The 16,758-nt window shown below is 40.1% G+C and carries 20 protein-coding genes; 5 read left to right on the top strand and 15 right to left on the bottom strand.

All coding sequences use genetic code 11. From position 1 onward, the window contains the following. Positions 1–17: 17 nt before the first annotated feature. From CEY16_RS08140 to CEY16_RS08110, 8 genes are all read right to left on the bottom strand, one after another. A complete protein-coding gene (locus CEY16_RS08140) occupies positions 18–1,076 on the bottom strand; it encodes a TAXI family TRAP transporter solute-binding subunit (protein ID WP_101331779.1) in 1,059 nt (352 codons plus the stop codon). 13 nt (positions 1,077–1,089) lie between these two features. Further along, a complete protein-coding gene (locus CEY16_RS08135) occupies positions 1,090–1,743 on the bottom strand; it encodes a 3-oxoacid CoA-transferase subunit B (RefSeq protein WP_101331496.1) in 654 nt (217 codons plus the stop codon). Beyond that, a complete protein-coding gene (locus CEY16_RS08130; protein ID WP_101331495.1) occupies positions 1,730–2,413 on the bottom strand; it encodes a CoA transferase subunit A in 684 nt (227 codons plus the stop codon). The genes CEY16_RS08135 and CEY16_RS08130 overlap by 14 nt, the downstream gene beginning before the upstream one ends. A gap of 261 nt (positions 2,414–2,674) precedes the next feature. Further along, positions 2,675–2,803: a hypothetical protein gene (locus CEY16_RS15505; protein WP_274379932.1), complete on the bottom strand. Its 129-nt coding sequence runs from the start codon at positions 2,801–2,803 to the stop codon at positions 2,675–2,677. Positions 2,804–2,855: 52 nt separating this feature from the next. Further along, the gene (locus CEY16_RS08125) at positions 2,856–3,104 is read right to left on the bottom strand and encodes a DUF5683 domain-containing protein (RefSeq protein ID WP_101331494.1); all 249 of its coding nucleotides are present in this window, start codon (positions 3,102–3,104) and stop codon (positions 2,856–2,858) included. Between the two features lie 101 nt (positions 3,105–3,205). Next, the gene (locus CEY16_RS08120) at positions 3,206–4,036 is read right to left on the bottom strand and encodes an aldo/keto reductase (RefSeq protein WP_101331493.1); all 831 of its coding nucleotides are present in this window, start codon (positions 4,034–4,036) and stop codon (positions 3,206–3,208) included. Positions 4,037–4,335: 299 nt separating this feature from the next. Continuing rightward, positions 4,336–4,869, bottom strand: coding sequence for a chromate transporter (locus CEY16_RS08115; RefSeq protein ID WP_101331492.1), 534 nt, complete (start codon positions 4,867–4,869; stop codon positions 4,336–4,338). Beyond that, positions 4,862–5,422 (bottom strand): chromate transporter, encoded by a 561-nt coding sequence (locus CEY16_RS08110; RefSeq protein ID WP_101331491.1) that lies wholly within the window; start codon positions 5,420–5,422, stop codon positions 4,862–4,864. The genes CEY16_RS08115 and CEY16_RS08110 overlap by 8 nt, the downstream gene beginning before the upstream one ends. Positions 5,423–5,532: 110 nt before the next feature. Here CEY16_RS08110 and CEY16_RS08105 point away from each other — a divergent pair, with 110 nt between their 5' ends. Beyond that, entirely contained in the window at positions 5,533–5,982 is a 450-nt protein-coding gene (locus CEY16_RS08105) for an Lrp/AsnC family transcriptional regulator (RefSeq protein ID WP_101331490.1), read from the top strand. Between the two features lie 318 nt (positions 5,983–6,300). On the opposite strand, the gene CEY16_RS08100 is transcribed toward CEY16_RS08105, so the two are convergent. Next, on the bottom strand, positions 6,301–7,923 hold the full coding sequence (locus CEY16_RS08100) for a gamma-glutamyltransferase family protein (protein ID WP_101331489.1): 1,623 nt from the start codon (positions 7,921–7,923) through the stop codon (positions 6,301–6,303). 166 nt (positions 7,924–8,089) lie between these two features. Between CEY16_RS08100 and CEY16_RS08095 the strand changes: the two genes are divergently transcribed. Beyond that, the gene (locus CEY16_RS08095; protein WP_101331488.1) at positions 8,090–8,293 is read left to right on the top strand and encodes a zinc ribbon domain-containing protein; all 204 of its coding nucleotides are present in this window, start codon (positions 8,090–8,092) and stop codon (positions 8,291–8,293) included. Positions 8,294–8,486: 193 nt separating this feature from the next. On the opposite strand, the gene CEY16_RS08090 is transcribed toward CEY16_RS08095, so the two are convergent. The 3 genes from CEY16_RS08090 to CEY16_RS08080 form a co-directional block, all read right to left on the bottom strand. Next, the gene (locus CEY16_RS08090; protein WP_101331487.1) at positions 8,487–8,942 is read right to left on the bottom strand and encodes a DUF2188 domain-containing protein; all 456 of its coding nucleotides are present in this window, start codon (positions 8,940–8,942) and stop codon (positions 8,487–8,489) included. 61 nt (positions 8,943–9,003) lie between these two features. Further along, positions 9,004–10,461 (bottom strand): sodium/pantothenate symporter, encoded by a 1,458-nt coding sequence (gene panF, locus CEY16_RS08085; protein ID WP_101331486.1) that lies wholly within the window; start codon positions 10,459–10,461, stop codon positions 9,004–9,006. Further along, positions 10,458–10,733, bottom strand: coding sequence for a YhdT family protein (locus CEY16_RS08080; protein ID WP_101331485.1), 276 nt, complete (start codon positions 10,731–10,733; stop codon positions 10,458–10,460). The genes panF and CEY16_RS08080 overlap by 4 nt, the downstream gene beginning before the upstream one ends. Before the next feature lie 196 nt (positions 10,734–10,929). On the opposite strand from CEY16_RS08080, the gene CEY16_RS08075 reads away from it, so the two are divergent. Next, complete coding sequence (locus CEY16_RS08075; RefSeq protein WP_101331484.1) at positions 10,930–12,360, top strand: TcaA NTF2-like domain-containing protein; 1,431 nt, start codon at positions 10,930–10,932, stop codon at positions 12,358–12,360. 18 nt (positions 12,361–12,378) lie between these two features. Beyond that, entirely contained in the window at positions 12,379–13,182 is an 804-nt protein-coding gene (locus CEY16_RS08070) for a hypothetical protein (protein ID WP_101331483.1), read from the top strand. A gap of 43 nt (positions 13,183–13,225) precedes the next feature. On the opposite strand, the gene CEY16_RS08065 is transcribed toward CEY16_RS08070, so the two are convergent. Continuing rightward, positions 13,226–13,795 carry a hypothetical protein gene (locus CEY16_RS08065; RefSeq protein WP_101331482.1) on the bottom strand — a complete coding sequence of 190 codons (570 nt, stop codon included), beginning with the start codon at positions 13,793–13,795 and terminating at the stop codon, positions 13,226–13,228. A gap of 154 nt (positions 13,796–13,949) precedes the next feature. Here CEY16_RS08065 and CEY16_RS08060 point away from each other — a divergent pair, with 154 nt between their 5' ends. Continuing rightward, on the top strand, positions 13,950–14,657 hold the full coding sequence (locus tag CEY16_RS08060; RefSeq protein WP_162297895.1) for a metallophosphoesterase family protein: 708 nt from the start codon (positions 13,950–13,952) through the stop codon (positions 14,655–14,657). A gap of 57 nt (positions 14,658–14,714) precedes the next feature. Here CEY16_RS08060 and panD read toward each other — a convergent pair whose 3' ends face one another. Then, complete coding sequence (gene panD / locus CEY16_RS08055) at positions 14,715–15,098, bottom strand: aspartate 1-decarboxylase (protein ID WP_101331480.1); 384 nt, start codon at positions 15,096–15,098, stop codon at positions 14,715–14,717. Positions 15,099–15,455: 357 nt separating this feature from the next. Next, positions 15,456–16,757, bottom strand: coding sequence for a helix-turn-helix domain-containing protein (locus CEY16_RS08050; protein ID WP_101331479.1), 1,302 nt, complete (start codon positions 16,755–16,757; stop codon positions 15,456–15,458). Position 16,758: the final 1 nt, after the last annotated feature.

Genomic DNA, 16,758 nt, shown 5'->3' with positions numbered 1-16,758 from the left:
TCTGTAGTTCCACAGCTTTACTCTAGTGCTCCGACTTCTTTATAATATTTTTCAGCACCCGGGTGAAGATTACCTACGTTATTTTCAACTGAAAATTCCGCATTGAACTCTGACATAACGTTTGAAATATTCGCCCAAGCTCCCTGATTTTCAACTACCATTTTGGTCAATTCGTACGCTACATCTTCACTGATCATGTCATCATTAGCTAGTAAGACTGTGTAACCAGCAACAGTATTTACAGCTTCCTCAGTGTTTGGATACGTTCCTTCTTCAATCGAGAATGGTAGATACCCTTCATTAGCATCGTTCAATGATGTCACCGTTTCTTCTGATAAAGGAATCAAGCGGATCCCTACAGTAGTATCTAATTCCTGAAATGTTGAAACTGGTGCAGCTAACATACCTGCAATCGCATCAATATGCCCATCTCTTAATAGATCAGCACCATCTGCAGTTCCGATGTACTCGATACCGTCTAAGCTGTCATAACTCATACCATTCAGCTCTAAGATTTCTTGGAAAGCAAGTTCACCACTATACCCTTTAATACCCGGGCTAACCGTTTTACCTTCTAAATCCTCTACTGAATAAATATCAGAGTCTTCTCTAACCGCGATATGAAAAACGTTTGGATATAAAGTTGCTAATGTACTTACATTTTCGATAGGTTCGTCAAAAGCTTTTTCTCCATTCAATGCCTCAGGAACAGTTTGTCCATTACTAAAACCGATATGGAACGTACCTTCACCAAGACCTAATAAGTTAGATACTGAACCACCTTCAACAACAGTTGTAGAAGTTCCTTCGAATTTGTCAGACATTGCGTCACTCATCGCACCAGCCAAAGTGTACCAGAAGCCACCTACTGTAGCCGCACCAAAAGTGAATTCATCAGGTGTTTCAACATCTGTAGGTTCAACTTCCGTTTCTACATCAGCTTCTTCCTCTTCTTCACCCGATGATGAATCGGAATCTGTTTCACCACCGCTTTCATCTCCTCCTTCAGACACACAACCAACAACCAACAACATTAGAGACATTAACAATACAAGCAGAAAACTAACTTTCTTCATTAATACTTCCCCCTCATTTTTGAGTAATTTTTTCATTATAGATAAAGTTCGCATCAGTAATCTCTTTTAGTTCCTCTAAAGAGATATCCGATAATATTTCTATCAACTCACACTGATTATTTTGAAATTTAAATACAGCATGTTCAGTCACAAGCATATCCGCTTTGCGAACACCGCTTCTAGGAAATGTTAGTTCCTTTACTAATTTGGGCTCATCATTTTTGGAAAGGTGGCTTGAAGCAATAATAATCTGTTTTGCACCTGCTACAAGATCCATCGCACCACCAACACCTAAGATTGTTTTACCAGGTATTGCCCAATTAGCAATTTCACCGGTTTCATCTACTTGTAAGGCACCAAGTACTGCAGTATCTACATGTCCACCTCTGATCATCACAAAAGAATTTGAACTATCAAATAATGAAGCCCCCTTTTCCATAGTTATTGGCTTTTTACTAGCACTGATCAAATCCATATCTTGCTCGTTCTCAGGAGGAGTTGGACCCATTCCCAGCAAACCATTTTCAGAATGAAGATAAACCTTTTTATCACTCAAATAATCCGGGATTAATGTTGGAATTCCAACACCTAGATTGATAACCTCACCATTTTTCAGTTCCTCGGCTACCCTCTTGGCTATCTTTACCCTTTGATCATTGCTCAACATATACACCGCCTTTCTTAACATACTCAGTCTTCACTACATAATCTACAAACAAATGAGGAGTAACTATATCCAGTGGTTCTAGTTCTCCCGGTTCTACTATTTCATCAACTTCAGCGATAACAATATCACTTGCTGTAGCCATAACAGCATTAAAATTTCTAGCAGTGTTGTCATATACGAGATTACCTAATGTATCCGCTTTCAAAGCTTTTATTATAGAAACATTGCCACGGATTGCTTTCTCTAATATGTACTTTTCACCGTCTATTTCTTTTTCTTCTTTACCTTTTGCAAGGTCAGTTCCCAAGGCTGTCTTTGTGTAAAAACCACCGATACCAGCTCCTCCACACCTTATCGCTTCAGCTAAAGTTCCTTGTGGAATCAGCTCGATTTCTAAATCACCTTCTGACCATGCCTTAACAGCGTCTCTATTAGTAGTGAAATATGACCCACATGCTTTCCTTAAATTACCCGTCACAAGGAGTTTACCAAGACCTTTTCCTACTTCTCCTAAATTATTACTTATAACGGTCAACCTTTGTTTACCCGATTCGGAAAGGTAATCTATCAAAGAAAGTGGGGTTCCAGATAGCCCAAACCCTCCAACTAACAATGTGTCATCATCTTTAATTAGGCTGATAGCTTGACTATAGTCAATGAATTTCTGCATTTAAACACCTCTCTCAGCTGAAATGTGAAAGCGTTTTCTTGTTATTCCGTTATACGGAATAATTGTTTCACTTTTTAATTTAAACTTATTCTAACGAATATAATTTTGAAATGCAACAATTTTTCGATAATTTTTATTAATCAATTAACTTATGTATAAAAAAAAGGTTGCAATAGCAACCTTTTGGAGTTACGACAAATATTAAATTCTTTTCTAATTCATATTTTTGCGGTTATCAAAAATTCCTTCGCATAAATACCTTTACTGGTTGTATGAATAATTTACCTCTTCACTTCCAGAAGAATTCTGGTCACCATTCGGGTTTTCGCTGCTTCCGCAACCACCCAGGACGAGAGATACACTCAATAAACCAATCAATAGTTTGGTCATTTCTATCACCCTTTTGAAGAAAATATTTCATGTTGTCATTCCCTACGAACTCTTAAAAACTACTACTTGCACCGGCCTCTGCGTTTATCCGTTCGGCGACTTTATAGGCGTCGTACATTGCCCACACCCATACTATAAAGTAAGTGACGAAACCGATTAACACGAACATCAATAAACCATTTATAAATTGAATACCTATCGTTATGAGGCCTTTCATAATTTGACCGTTATAAATTTGACCTACACCTGAAATGAAGAAACTCAATACTACGGCTAGGCCTGGACTTTTTCCTGAACCCATTTCAACATTCTCCTTTCCTTCTTAACACTATATTCTATATATACCCGCAAATATAAAAAATTAAAACCTAGCCCTGATTCGACTAGGTTCTCATTAATTACTTACTTGAACATTTCATCTGGATTCGGTCCAGTGCGATCGTCGATATTCATATTTTTCAATCGCGTCATATCATGTTCACTCAATTCGAAATTGAAAATATCAGCATTTTCAACGATACGCTCTTTGTTCGTCGACTTCGGAATGGTCGCAACTCCTGTCTGCAAATCCCATCTCAAGATGATTTGTGCAGGTGTCCTACCGTGTTCCCGAGCGATATCTGCAACTGTCGGTTCATCGAAAAGCTTCCCGCGCTTCAAAGGAGACCAAGCTTGCATACGAATATCATGCTTGTCACAGAACGGCTTCAATTCACCTTGACTTAAATGAGGATGATACTCCACTTGATTAACCGCCGGCTTGACGTTCGCATCCTTCATCAAATCTTCTAAGTGGTGTTTGTGAAAGTTACTGACTCCAATCGCTTGGATGACACGTTCATCATATAAACGCTCAAGCGCCTTCCAAGTCTCTTTGAATTTCCCTGGAACCGGCCAATGAATCAAATACATATCAAGGTTATTGAAACCGAATCTGCCAAGGCTAGCTTCAAATGCACGTAACGTTTCATCATATCCTTGCTCATCATTCCAAACCTTCGAAGTTAAGAAAATATCATTCTGGTTCATGCTAGATTCACGGATTCCTTCACCAACACCTCGCTCATTCCCATAAAAAGAAGCAGTATCGATCAATCGATAACCATGATCGATTGCAGTCCTAACGGCAGAAGTTACCTCTTCACCGTCATCTGCCTTATATACGCCAAGACCTACTCCTGGCATCTGAACTCCATTATTCAATGTATAAGTATCTTGTAAATTCTTGATCATACTACATCCCTCCGATACCAAGAAAATACCCTAAATCATACGCTCAGAAACATAAAAAACTCCTAGCAACTTAATATTGCCAGGAGTTAGGGATTACTTATCATCTTTATTTTCATTGTTACCTTTTGCGTACTTGCCTTGGCGGCCGTACTCCCTATTCGTATCCTTGTTTCGCTCTTCTCCACTCTTACCTTGGTTATTGTTATCAGCCATTGACAATACCTCCTATAAGATATGGATTTTACCACCTATTGTGGTTTGGTAATGTAATACCCGATAGATTCCTTTATAAACATTTTTTAGGATAAAAATATAGCGCCATAAGCTAGAGAACCAGCGATCACTAACGCAGGGTGCACCCGCCATTTTTCGAGCAACAAAAGACTAGCAAAAATGAGTATCAGCGTTTGTACAAGTCCGGCTCCTTGGTAAGAAGTTTCGAAGAATTGGAAAGTCAAAGCCCCTAGTAAAACAGCAATGGTCGGCCTGATAAACGCCGTCATTCTTTTTACTTTCGGCGAATCTTTGAACTTATGCAGTATACCGAGCAATAATAGCATCGCTAATAATGAAGGAACTACGGTCGCTACCAAGGCAGTTGTAGCCCCTAACACTCCGGCCACATTGAATCCGATATACCCAGCCATCTTAGTTGCGATCGGGCCTGGAAGTGCATTACCCATCGCCAACACTTCTCCGAATTCATTCGTCGTCATCCAACCGAACCGCTCCACCACTTCATGTTCAATCAATGGAATCGAAGCAGGACCGCCACCATAACCGACAACTCCTGGGATGAAAAACGCAACGAACAGATCCCACAAATCACTCATCAGAATCACCCTTATTTCTTCGAGGAATCAATGCAATCACAATCAGTACCCCAATCAGAATAGCTGGATGCAGATCGAGCCATACATACGTAATAACACTGATCAACCCTAAAACGCTGGCTAAAACCCATCCGAGGTCACGCTTCGAATTTTTTATAAAAGAATAAGTCAATAACAGAAGCATGACACCAACAACAGGGGAGACGGCATTCGTCATTCCTTGCACGATTGGTGAATCCCTGAAACTGAATAAAAAACTGATAAGAGCAATCATTAATAATACCGTTGGGATGACAGTTGCCAGCATCGCAGAAATCAAACCAGCAACTCCCCCCACTTGATAACCTATATAACCAGCCATTTTCGTCATAATTGGTCCTGGTAAAGTGTTACCAATCGCAAGGACATCACCAAACTCTTCTTCCGTCATCCACTTGTATGTATCTACGACTTCTTTATGCACGAGAGGAATGGTTGATGGACCGCCTCCATACCCAAGCATTCCTGCACGAAAAAAACTGATAAACAAATCTTTTTGTAATGAAAAATTCATTCCTCTCACCTCCTTGACGAGAAATTTGTTCGTTATTGCGAATTTCCGGGATGACAAATGATATATTTTCACCTATAATGAAGGAAAATAATGGGCCGAGGTGAACGTCAATGAAATTAACGGAGACAGATTTCAAGATTTTGAACATGTTGAGCGACCACGGAAGAATGTCCTACGTCGACCTGGCGAAAGAATTGAACCTCTCTCGTGTTGCCGTACGTGACCGAATTCAACAGATGCAAAACGAAGGAATCATCGAAAAATTCAGCGTAGTCATCAACTCTGAGAAAGTCGGTAAAGGTGTTTCCGCTTTCTTTAATGTTGATTGTGACCCGAACGCACTTGTTCATGTAGCAGAAAAATTAGCAGAGAATCCTAAAGTGGCTAGCTGCTACCAAATGACCGGACCGAGCACGCTTCACACCCATGTATTGGTCGAAGACTTCCAGAAGCTCGAACAATTCATCAACGAAGAATTGTACGCATTAGACGGTATCACCCGTGTTGAAAGTCATATTTTATTGCGTCGTTTCAAGAGCCGTACCGGATTAAAACTCTAATTAACTTGATGAAAATCTCAGCTTATTGATAGCTGAGGTTTTTTTAATTTGTTGAATCTACCGAATCACTTAGAGGCAGATGCTTGTGACGACCCGGATGGTCTAATGTCGGCATTCGATACAGGACGTATCGGATTGTAGCCGACCCTAAGGGCTTGTCTTCAACTAATTTTTTAAACTTATAAAGTTGAAAAAATGGATTTTCAGACTACGCTGATCCTTTAGCGTTCCTGCCTCACGCGATTCTTTTAAGTTTTAGCAATATTCTTATATACCAACTTTAACAGATCCAAAAAATTACTATGCTCTCAAATTATTTTACCAAGCCGCTACTTCGCCGTCGGTGCGTGGTTCAGTACCGCCGCATAGTACACCTGTCTCTGGATCGCGCCAAATGATCTGCCCACGGCCAAATTCATTATGATACAGACTTCGTTCAATCTTGTGCCCCTTCCGTTGAAGTGCCTGCGCAATGTGATCAGGGAATGATGGATCGACTTTGACGACCTTGTCTTTCATCCACTGCCAACGTGGTGCATCTAACGCGGCTTGAGGGTTCAAATGAAAGTCGACTGTACTCATCACGACTTGGGCATGCCCTTGAGGCTGCATGAATCCACCCATGACACCGAATGGCCCTACTGGTTGGTCTCCTTTTGATAAAAATCCAGGGATGATCGTATGATACGTCTGCTTCCCAGGTTCCAAAGAATTCGCATGATCAGAATCGAAGGAGAACGTATGACCACGGTTTTGCATCGCGATTCCAGTCCCAGGAACAACAACTCCTGAGCCAAAGCCCATGTAGTTACTCTGAATAAATGAAACCATGTTGCCTTCTCCGTCTGCGGTAGACAAATAAACAGTACCTCCACGAGGTGGCTCACCGGCTGATGGTTCAAGTGCTTCTTCTCCGATCAGCTTACGGCGTTCATCCGAATATTGTTGCGATAGCAAGTCATCGACGGACACGTCCATTTGGTCTTGCTGAGTAATGTACTTCAACCCGTCTGAGAATGCTAGCTTCATTGCTTCGATCTGCTTATGGTAAGTGTCCACTGAATCTTTTTCTGTAAAAGAATAGTCTTTCAACATATTCAAGGCTATCAATGCAATTAATCCTTGCCCGTTTGGAGGGATTTCCCATACATCGTAGCCACGGTAGTTGACTTTAATCGGATCGACCCACTGAGGTTTGTAAGCAGCTAAATCTTCCTTCGATAAAAACCCTTCATGTTCTTTGAAGAATTCATCAATTTTCTCTGCTAATTTCCCTCGATAAAAAGATTCCGCTTTGGTAGCACCAATCTCACGAAGCGTGTCAGCATGACCTTGAGATGACCACATTTCTCCGATTTTTGGAGCGTGCCCATTTGGAGTGAATGTTTCAAACCAATGTTTATAAATATCGTCTTTAAAAATTTGGTTGAACTTTTTAGCCGCTGATTCCCAATGAAAACCTAGTGTAGGTGAGACGGGGTAACCGTCTTCTGCATATTTTGCAGCTGGTTCCATCAGTTCTTCGAAAGGAAGTTTACCGAACTTTTCCGAAAGCTCTGCCCAGGCTCCAGGTGTACCTGGCACTGTAACGGGAACTTTCCCGAAAGTCGGCATTTCTTCATATCCTAACTCCTTCAACTTTTCTACTGAAATCGACTGTGGAGCTGAACCGCTGGCATTCAAACCATGCATCTTTCCATCGACCCAGACTAGGGCAAATGCGTCGGAACCAATCCCATTTGAAGTAGGTTCGACAACAGTAAGCGCTGCAGCTGTAGCGATCGCAGCATCAATTGCGTTCCCACCTTTTTTCATAATGTCCAAACCAGCCTGCGCGGCTAAAGGTTGGGATGTAGCCACCATGCCGTTTCGTCCATAGACGGCATTTCTTCTTGAAGCATATGGATAATATAACGGATCATATTGTACCAAATCATTCATCCTCCCTTTCGATTAATTAATAATTTACTTTATATTAACACAATAAGTAGTTCAATTCATTAATTTTTCTGACAAAAAGAAGTTATTTTTACGTAAATGAATTCATTTTTGAAAAAGGAAAAGGAACTTATCTTCTCGAATAAGGTTTATTAAAGGAGTGATTTATATGGCTGAAGGTTGCATGAAATGCGGAAGTACTGATGCAAAGACAAAGGATGTTTCTATGACTGGTGGAGCTTTGTCGAAGATGTTTGACGTACAGGCAAATAAGTTCACTGTCGTGTATTGTACCAACTGTGGGTACTCAGAATTTTATAATAAGAAATCCTCCACAGCAGGGAATGTCATTGACTTCTTTTTCGGAGGATAGTAAGAAAAGCGCATGCGCTCTGTTATCAACGTATCAATTGGAGAAGAGTAGAGGGAATAAAGGAAATACCGTAAGCATGTGAACGGATGTTGACTTATTGATTGGTGCTCTTTGAAATTGACTAGTTGATGGGCGCAATATGCTAGACAAGTAAACACAAAGCGCCCCCTAATAAAAAGGGAGCGCTTCTTCTTTATTCATCATATGAATAATTTCTCTGGACATCTCCATCTTTGTTTCTCACTTGGACGTAGGTGTCTTTGTTTTTCGCAATTTCCTTCGCTCGATCGACCGCTTCATCTTTATTATCGTAAACATCTGATGGTTGCTTCGCCCCGATAGTTTCTACAGCCCATCCATCTTCATGAGGTTTGACCATAACACCGTGGTCCAGCAATTCTGGGCGGCCGCCCAAATCTTCTTCATCGTGCTCTTTCAACTCTTGATCTTCTGTATTTCGCATCTCTTTCCGCTCGGATGAATCAGCTTCTTCGTACCATTCTTTCGCCTGGCTTGTGGCAATAGGTATCGCCTGACCCTCTGTATAACCGTCCTCTAGCATCGCATTGGCAATTTCAATCGCTTTATTCCGTGTCGCTTCATTTAAATTTTTCAATGAGCTTGGATAATCGTTCGTATCCCAAGGCATCTTAACACCTCCAACATTTTATAGTATTAATTTACCTTAAAGTGCTGGAATTTAAACAACCTTACTGGACTTCTCCTGGAAAATAATAGCGTTCCGTTTTAAAAATGAGACTGATCGTCACGAACGTAATCAGTGCAATGAACACTGGTAGAGTGACCGCATGCACCCCGAATAATTCACCATTCGCTGAATTATAATTGTAAATCGCAATATATGAACTGATTCCGACTACCATCGAAGCTATGGCACCATGTTTATTGGCATATTTCCAGTAAAGACCGAGCACCACTGGCCATATAAAGGCTGATTGCAAGCCTCCGAACGCGAAAAGATTCAAGAATATCAACAGATCTGGTGGATTGATCGCCATTAAAAAGACAATTGTTCCGATTAATGCAGTAAACCCGAAGCTAACGGTCTGCACATGCTTTCTTGTCGCATCTTTTTTCCAGTAATTCAAGTACACATCTTTGACGACCGAAGAACTGACTAGTAGCAGCAGTGAATCTACCGTCGACATGATGGCAGCAAGAGGTGCAGCGAGCACTAACCCCGCTACCCACGGCGGTAATGTCTCAAGCGCAATGAGTGGGATCACCTGGTCCGCTTCTGTAATCCCTGGTAAAACCGGTCGAGCAAATACCCCGATCAAGTGCATATTTAACATAATAAAACCGACAACGATCGTACCAATAATTAATGCTCGATGCATCGACCTTGCATCCCGGTAAGACATCGCGCGCACAGCCACTTGAGGCAGCCCGATCACTCCAACACCAACTAATAGCCAAAAAGATGAAACGTATAACGCTGTCAACTGGCCGTCCTGTCCATAAGGAGTTACCAGGTTCGGATTTTCAGCCATCAAGTCATTGAAAATTTGATCAAGCCCTCCGCCAGCTATCACAACTCCAATCAATAGCACAAGCGTACCGAAGAACATGACGATCCCTTGAAGTGCATCCGTAACAGCCACCGCTCGGAAACCTCCGACGATGACGTACAATAGAACAGTTGCAGCGAAAATAAATAAAGCACCCGTATACGAAAGGCCCGTCAACGATTGAATCAGATGAGCTCCCCCGATCCATTGGGCTGCCATCGCTGAAAATAAAAAGATGACGATACTCAAAGCCGACAACATGACCACTGTCGTACTTTTGTATCTTTCACGCAAAAAATCTATTAACGTGACCGCTTTAAAACGACGCGTTACAATCGCAAATTTTTTCCCTAAAATCAATAATACGAAATATCCCGTAGCTACCTGTGTCATCGCTAAAAGGACCCAACCGAGACCTATCGAATAAGCCGCTCCAGGTCCTCCTAGAAAGCTCGAAGCACTTCCATAAGTAGCCACCATCGTCATAGCAAGGACCAACCCACCTAACTCTCTGCTCCCTAAGAAATAGTCGGTCAAAAATGATGACGAAACCTTCATCTTGCGATTAGACCATATACCGATGAAAAAGATTAAAAGAACGAATAATAATAACGGAATCATCACTTCCCAATTCATGAATCGTCACCAACTTCCTCATCAGGAAAAGGCACATCTTTCATCAAAAATTTCACAACAAACACAACGAGAATCACCATGACCACGAATCCCACAATGCAACTCCAAAAAAACCATGCCGGAAAACCTAATATGTATGAATAATCTTCAGGTGCTTTGGACCCTAAAGTATATGCGAAACCATACCACCAAGCGATATTGAAGATTACCAAAGCACACCCGATCAACGCTTCCTTATGAGCAATTTTAAAGCTTTTTTGTTGATCCATCATTCTCACACCCCTATAAAACCATATATAATCGTTTGAAAATTCAATTTCCCTAAAGTTTAACTTAAATTTCCCGATAAATCATGAGGAAAGTTTATTTTTGTAAAACGAGCTTTCAAATATGACAAGATTTGCTATAATAAGACAAAGTAAGACATTTGTCTTAGGCATAAAATCTTAGTAGGAAGAAGGGATGGTAATGAATTTTTGTACAGAATGTGGTGAAAAAAAGAATCCACAAAGCTCATTTTGTAGCAACTGTGGAACGAAATACGAAACCACACCGCTAGCTAAAAACGAGCCACAACGAAGAAGAACTACTTCACCTCAGAAGAATCCAATGAAGAAGTCCACAAAAATCTGGATCAGCTCAGTAGCAGCACTTATTTTAATTCTATTCGGAAGCTACAAAGGACTTGAAGCTTTTTATGATCCGATGAATGACTTGCAGGACATGGATCAAGCAATTTCTTCAAATGATGCAGAGAGTTTTAATGAGTTCGTCAAATTTGATGAGAAGGCAGTATTACATAAAGAGGATTACTTTCAATACATAAAAGAGTATGAATGGCAATCTGTAAGAAGCCAGTATATCAGCTTGATTGAAAATGAAAATTCATCTGCAAAAGGTCTTTCACAGGCATTCAACAGCATGAATGGACAAAAGATATTTACGGTCAAACCGGAAAAAGAACTATTTGGACTGTTTACAAGCTACTCATTACACGCAGAACCAACTGATTTAATCGTATCGAGTTCTATGAATGAAACCTTAGTGAAACTGAATGATATCGAAGAAACCCTACCAATGGACGAGCCTATTCGATTCACTAAGATCTACCCAGGAAGTTACAACTTGACCGGTGAAGCGGAAACGTTGTTCGGTAACTTCGAGTATGATGAAACAATTGAAATTTTGCCTTTAGAAGAGAACGAAGTAAGAATGGATTTTTACGGGGAAAGTGTTTATGTCGACACCAACAAGTCAGACGCTAAACTTTTCATCAATGGAGAAGATACAGGGCATATTCTTGGTGATTTTGAGTATCTCGGCCCCCTCCCAGAAGACAGCAACATGGAATTCCACGGCGAATGGACCTCTCCAGATGGACAGGTACTGAAAACAGATACAATGACACTAGAAGACTCGGATTGGTATGGCTTGAACTTCTATTTTGATGAATATGCACTTGAAGAAGATAATGCTTTCGAGGACGAAGCAGATGAAGATATCGACTTAGCATCCACCGAAAATGATAATCTTTACGAGGAAATCTCTGATTTTGTTCTCAGCTTCAGAGATGATTACGAAATAGCGGTTAATACAAAAGATTACTCGATGATTGATAGTTACTTACAGGACGAAGGTGAAGCACAAGCAGAACTCTCCACTTATATCAGTGACCTAGAAGATTCCGCTTACCACTATGAATTCACTAGTAATGAAATCATTGAAGTTTATGAAATGGATGCGGAAACGTACGAAGTGACTACTAATGAATTATTTGTTTTCACCAACCACCTAGATGAACAGACAGAATACGACCGCACTAAGACATATACTTTACATTACAAAAATGATGATTTTTCAATTGAAAAAATCGAATATAACGAGACAAATCGTGACTAAATTTAGGGGGAATGAAAATTGTTAATATGCGAGAAATGTAATCAAGTACATGATTCAGGAAAATTTTGTGGCGTCTGCGGTGGTCCATTAGTGGAATCATCTCAAACACCAGATCAAACACAATTCCAACAAGAGGCTGCGGCAACTTCCAATGCTTCAACCGCTCAAACAACTAACGAGACGATGAGCCAAATCCAAAACGGATTAAAGGATTACGGAAATTACTTTTTAGAGCTTTTGAAAAATCCAACAGCTTCATTGAACACGAACGAACAACATTTCACGAGTGGAATGGTTACATTATTTTTGTATGCCTTAACCTTTTCGTTAAGCATTTATTTTCTGGTAAGCTCATTATTCAACGAGTACATGGGTGGGTTCATGACAGATACCTCTGTCCCTTTCTTTTCTGTGAATGCTAGAATTGTATTCTTTGTATTACTTTTATTAGCTTGTGCAGCAGTGGGGATCATCGTTATGTTGAAGGTAGCACAGTCTACAATGAACATAACTTCCATCTTTGCACAATTCGGAAGTCTAGCAGCACCTTTTACAGCAGTGAACGTGCTAGCTATTTTAACTGGCCTTGCAGGTTCTGCAAAGTTGACGTTAATTTTGCTAGGTTTCTCTTATTCTATTTTATTGTTTGTGATTCCAAGTTTACTGGTCTACGATAAAACTTCCACGATCAACCGAAATGGTCAAAACATCTACTTCAGTATCGGAGCAGTATTGATCACATCAATCTTGGTATATTTCATCGGAGACGCTTTCATCACTGAATTCATCGACAATCTAGAACGCATGGTTTACGGATACTAAAACAGCAAAAGACTCTCTCGCAATTAAGCGAAAGAGTCTTTTTTCATTCCATATCAGTGATCAGCCATTTTCCGCCTTCTTTTTCAAGATCGACGAACACTACTTCTGGACCATCATAATAGTATGGCTCAGGGTAAAGTTCTAGAACTGCTTCAACAGTGGCATAATCTCCGTGGATCTTTTCTTCTAAGCTAAGTACGGTTATGGAAGCTCCCTCAGGAATTTCTGCATCCTCTACATTCCAAGGAATTGAAGAATGCAGATATTTGCCAGCTTCGGCAACATTGGCAGATTGTATTAAATTATAGAATTCTTCTACGATTTCCGCAGGAGAAGTCGGTTCACCTGAAAGACTACCCGGTGGATTCAACATAAAAAATATTGCTAAGATGAGGACCCCTACCCCAACCAGAAATTTTCTATTCCCTGTTCCAATTACATTCTTTGAGGTACTTGCTGAATTATTCAATTTCCTTTCAGTACCACATTCGCCACAAAAATTTTCAATATGTACAAAACGTTTCCCACATTCCAGACATTTTTGCTGACTACCACATTGTTCGCAAAAAGGGTCATCACTAACTTGTTTCTTACAATTTGGACACTGAATCATTTGTTCACCTCCATTTTATTGAATTCTTCCGTTAATTATTTAATAAAAGAATGGTAAGACTTTGTACCTAAGAATATGATACACTATACGTTAGGATATATTAAACAATTTTTAATGATATAAGCTGAATCTTATAATGTTTTGGGGTGTAATCTTGCAACGAACAATTTTCATCAGTGATATTCACGGACACCTAGACCCTTTCAAAAAATTATTAGATCAAATCCAATACGACTCTTCCAAAGATCAACTGATATTAGTCGGGGATTATGTGGATCGCGGAGCTCAAAGTAAAGAAACCATCGATTTTGTCATGTCGCTCGTTGAAGAAGGGGCCATTGCACTTAAAGGCAATCACGACGACTGGTTTGCAAAATGGGTACGAGATCCTTTTGCGGTATCTACTAACTTCTTAATTCACGGTGGAGTCGAAACAATTGAATCTTACTTAGGGGATTTAAGCGAATCAGATTTCGATGGAGGAAAATTCAAACTGTGGTCAGAAAACATTTTGGAAACGCACTCCCACCACATCGAATTTTTAGAACAGTTACCACTCACTTACGAGGGTGATGAATTCATAGCTGTTCACGCCGGAGTGGATCCTGATAAAGATGATTGGTCTGAGTCAGAGGAACAAGTTCTTTTGTGGATCCGGGAGAGATTCATAAAAAATGATCTTCCTCACTTAGATAAACCGGTTATTTTCGGACACACGCCAACTCCTAACCTTCACCATTCTGCAGATGTTTACTTTGGTAAAAATAAAATCGGTATTGACGGTGGGTATACGTTCGGCCACCAGCTCAATGCTCTTATATTAGAAGATGGAAAAATGAAAAGCCAAGCACTGAAAAGATAACTTCAGTACTTGGCTATTTTAATGAATTCTCTCAACCTGACAGTTGGCAATTTTTAATTATTGCTCTGGCCAATGCAGGTGATGTTCTTCTACACTAGTAATTTGATTATTCTCATCAACGAAAACAACTTTTGGTTCAAGATCCTCGATTTCTTCATCTGTGAATTGCCCCATGCTCAAAATGATGACGATATCTTTCGGTTCGAATATATGAGCCGGCGGACCGTTCAAGCAGATGCGACCAGATCCTTCTGGCGCTGGAATCGCATAAGTTTTCCAACGAGCCGCATTTCTGATATTAGCTATCTGAACCATTTCATAAGGTTTGATATTCGCCTCTTTCATTAGTGTAGCATCAATCGTAATACTTCCTACATAATCCAAGTCCGCTTCAGTTACAGTCGCGCGGTGGATTTTCCCCTTGCACATCATACGTTGCATATGAATGCCTCCCTCGGTATTTTTCCTTCTTTCTGTTATTGATTTTAACAATTTACTTACTAAAATTCCAATCTATGAATTCAATAGTGACGCAATTATTAATAAAAGTGACGCAATCTGACCTATAATTTCCTATTTTACGACTAATTCAGCCCTTTTCAAAGAAAATATATAAAATAATGACGCAATTCTTCTTAAGTAATTCCCATGTCCAATTATTAAAGAACTTATATTCTCAAAAATTCTTACCGTTTGACTGGATTCCAAGACTTAGTCACATTCACTTAACAAAAAAATCAAACAAAAAACCAGAAATTTAGCATCATGCCATTCCTGGTTTTCTTTGCTTACATATTTTTAAAACTCCAGCCGGTAAACTTTTCTCGGTCTGCCACGTTGGCCTGTTTCTTCCCCAGCTTCTTTAGCCAGATTGATCTTTTCCATTTCGCCTAGAATTCTTCTAGCATTTCGCTCGGTGCTCTTGAGCCATTTAGCAAGTTCACTAGAAGTAATTTCTGTTTTTTGATAGTGGTTGGCCAGTGATTCAATCTTTGAAAGAGTTTGCGCACCGACCTTTGCGTCTTTCAAACGCCCGTCCCATTTAGAAGAGGAGTTTCTTAGATGGTAAGTCAGGTTTTGATCATCCGTGCGGTATTCAACCACTTCTTTTTCTTCATTAATAATGACAATAGATGCTTCATCATTACTTTTCGCATAATCAAAAGCGATTCCGACATTTTCATTCGCTTCCAACACATTATGGCCGTACCCAACACCTATTTGGACATCTAACTGACTAGCAGATTGCAAATCTTTTACCCACTGGAAGGGTGAATGATACTTTTGGAATAATTCGATTTCTCCTCTCGTCGTATAGACATGATAGAGTCCTTTACCGATATTTACGAGCGATCCGTTGATCAATTCTACGAATTCTAGAAGCACCCTGTTCAATTCAAGTTCACGATGCCTAATTTTAAAAGTTTCACTAGAGAGTTCAGAGGTCTCCGGATACAGTACCTCTACCCCGAAAATCACTAATTGTTTTTTTCGATAACTTTTAGCGAGTGCTTTTTCACGAATTGACATCAATGCTCGTTTGATGGAGAGATCTGATTGAGAAATTCTATACGCTGGAACGCCTCGTTTTTTCAGCTCTTTATATGCAGATTGGATACATGTTAAAGCAACTTCCGTATTTCCCTCCAAGTAACATCGCTCATGAAACTCCACCAACTGTTTATATGGAACATAGTCACTAGTGAATTCCGACACGATCGAAATGTTTTGAAGTGCATATGAATCTTTGATTTGATTCAGTTCTTTCTCACCGATCGAATCCAAGCTTATTTTTGTGACTACTTTATTCTCTTTCAAGTTCGCTTCAAGAAGAGTTCCGAACAGACTGGATCCATGCAAGTGGGCATAGTCCGCTTCCCTCTCTTTAATCAATTCATTTTTTATCGCAAACTTATATGGTACAGGTCCCGTAAAAAACCATTGATCGATTTGTTCTCGGTTCGATTCGATGATTGAATGTGTTTCTTCCGTTTTTTTATATGGGAATGGTTGCAAGTTCAAATCTTCGAATTCCTCACCTGCATCCATCACTTTTGCAATCGAATCTTGTGGACCTACCACTCCAATTTGGATTCTCATA

The sequence above is a fragment of the Halalkalibacillus sediminis genome, from assembly GCF_002844535.1.
GTDB classification, from domain to species: domain Bacteria; phylum Bacillota; class Bacilli; order Bacillales; family Alkalibacillaceae; genus Halalkalibacillus_A; species Halalkalibacillus_A sediminis.
This window is presented reverse-complemented; position numbering and strand designations above follow the sequence as displayed.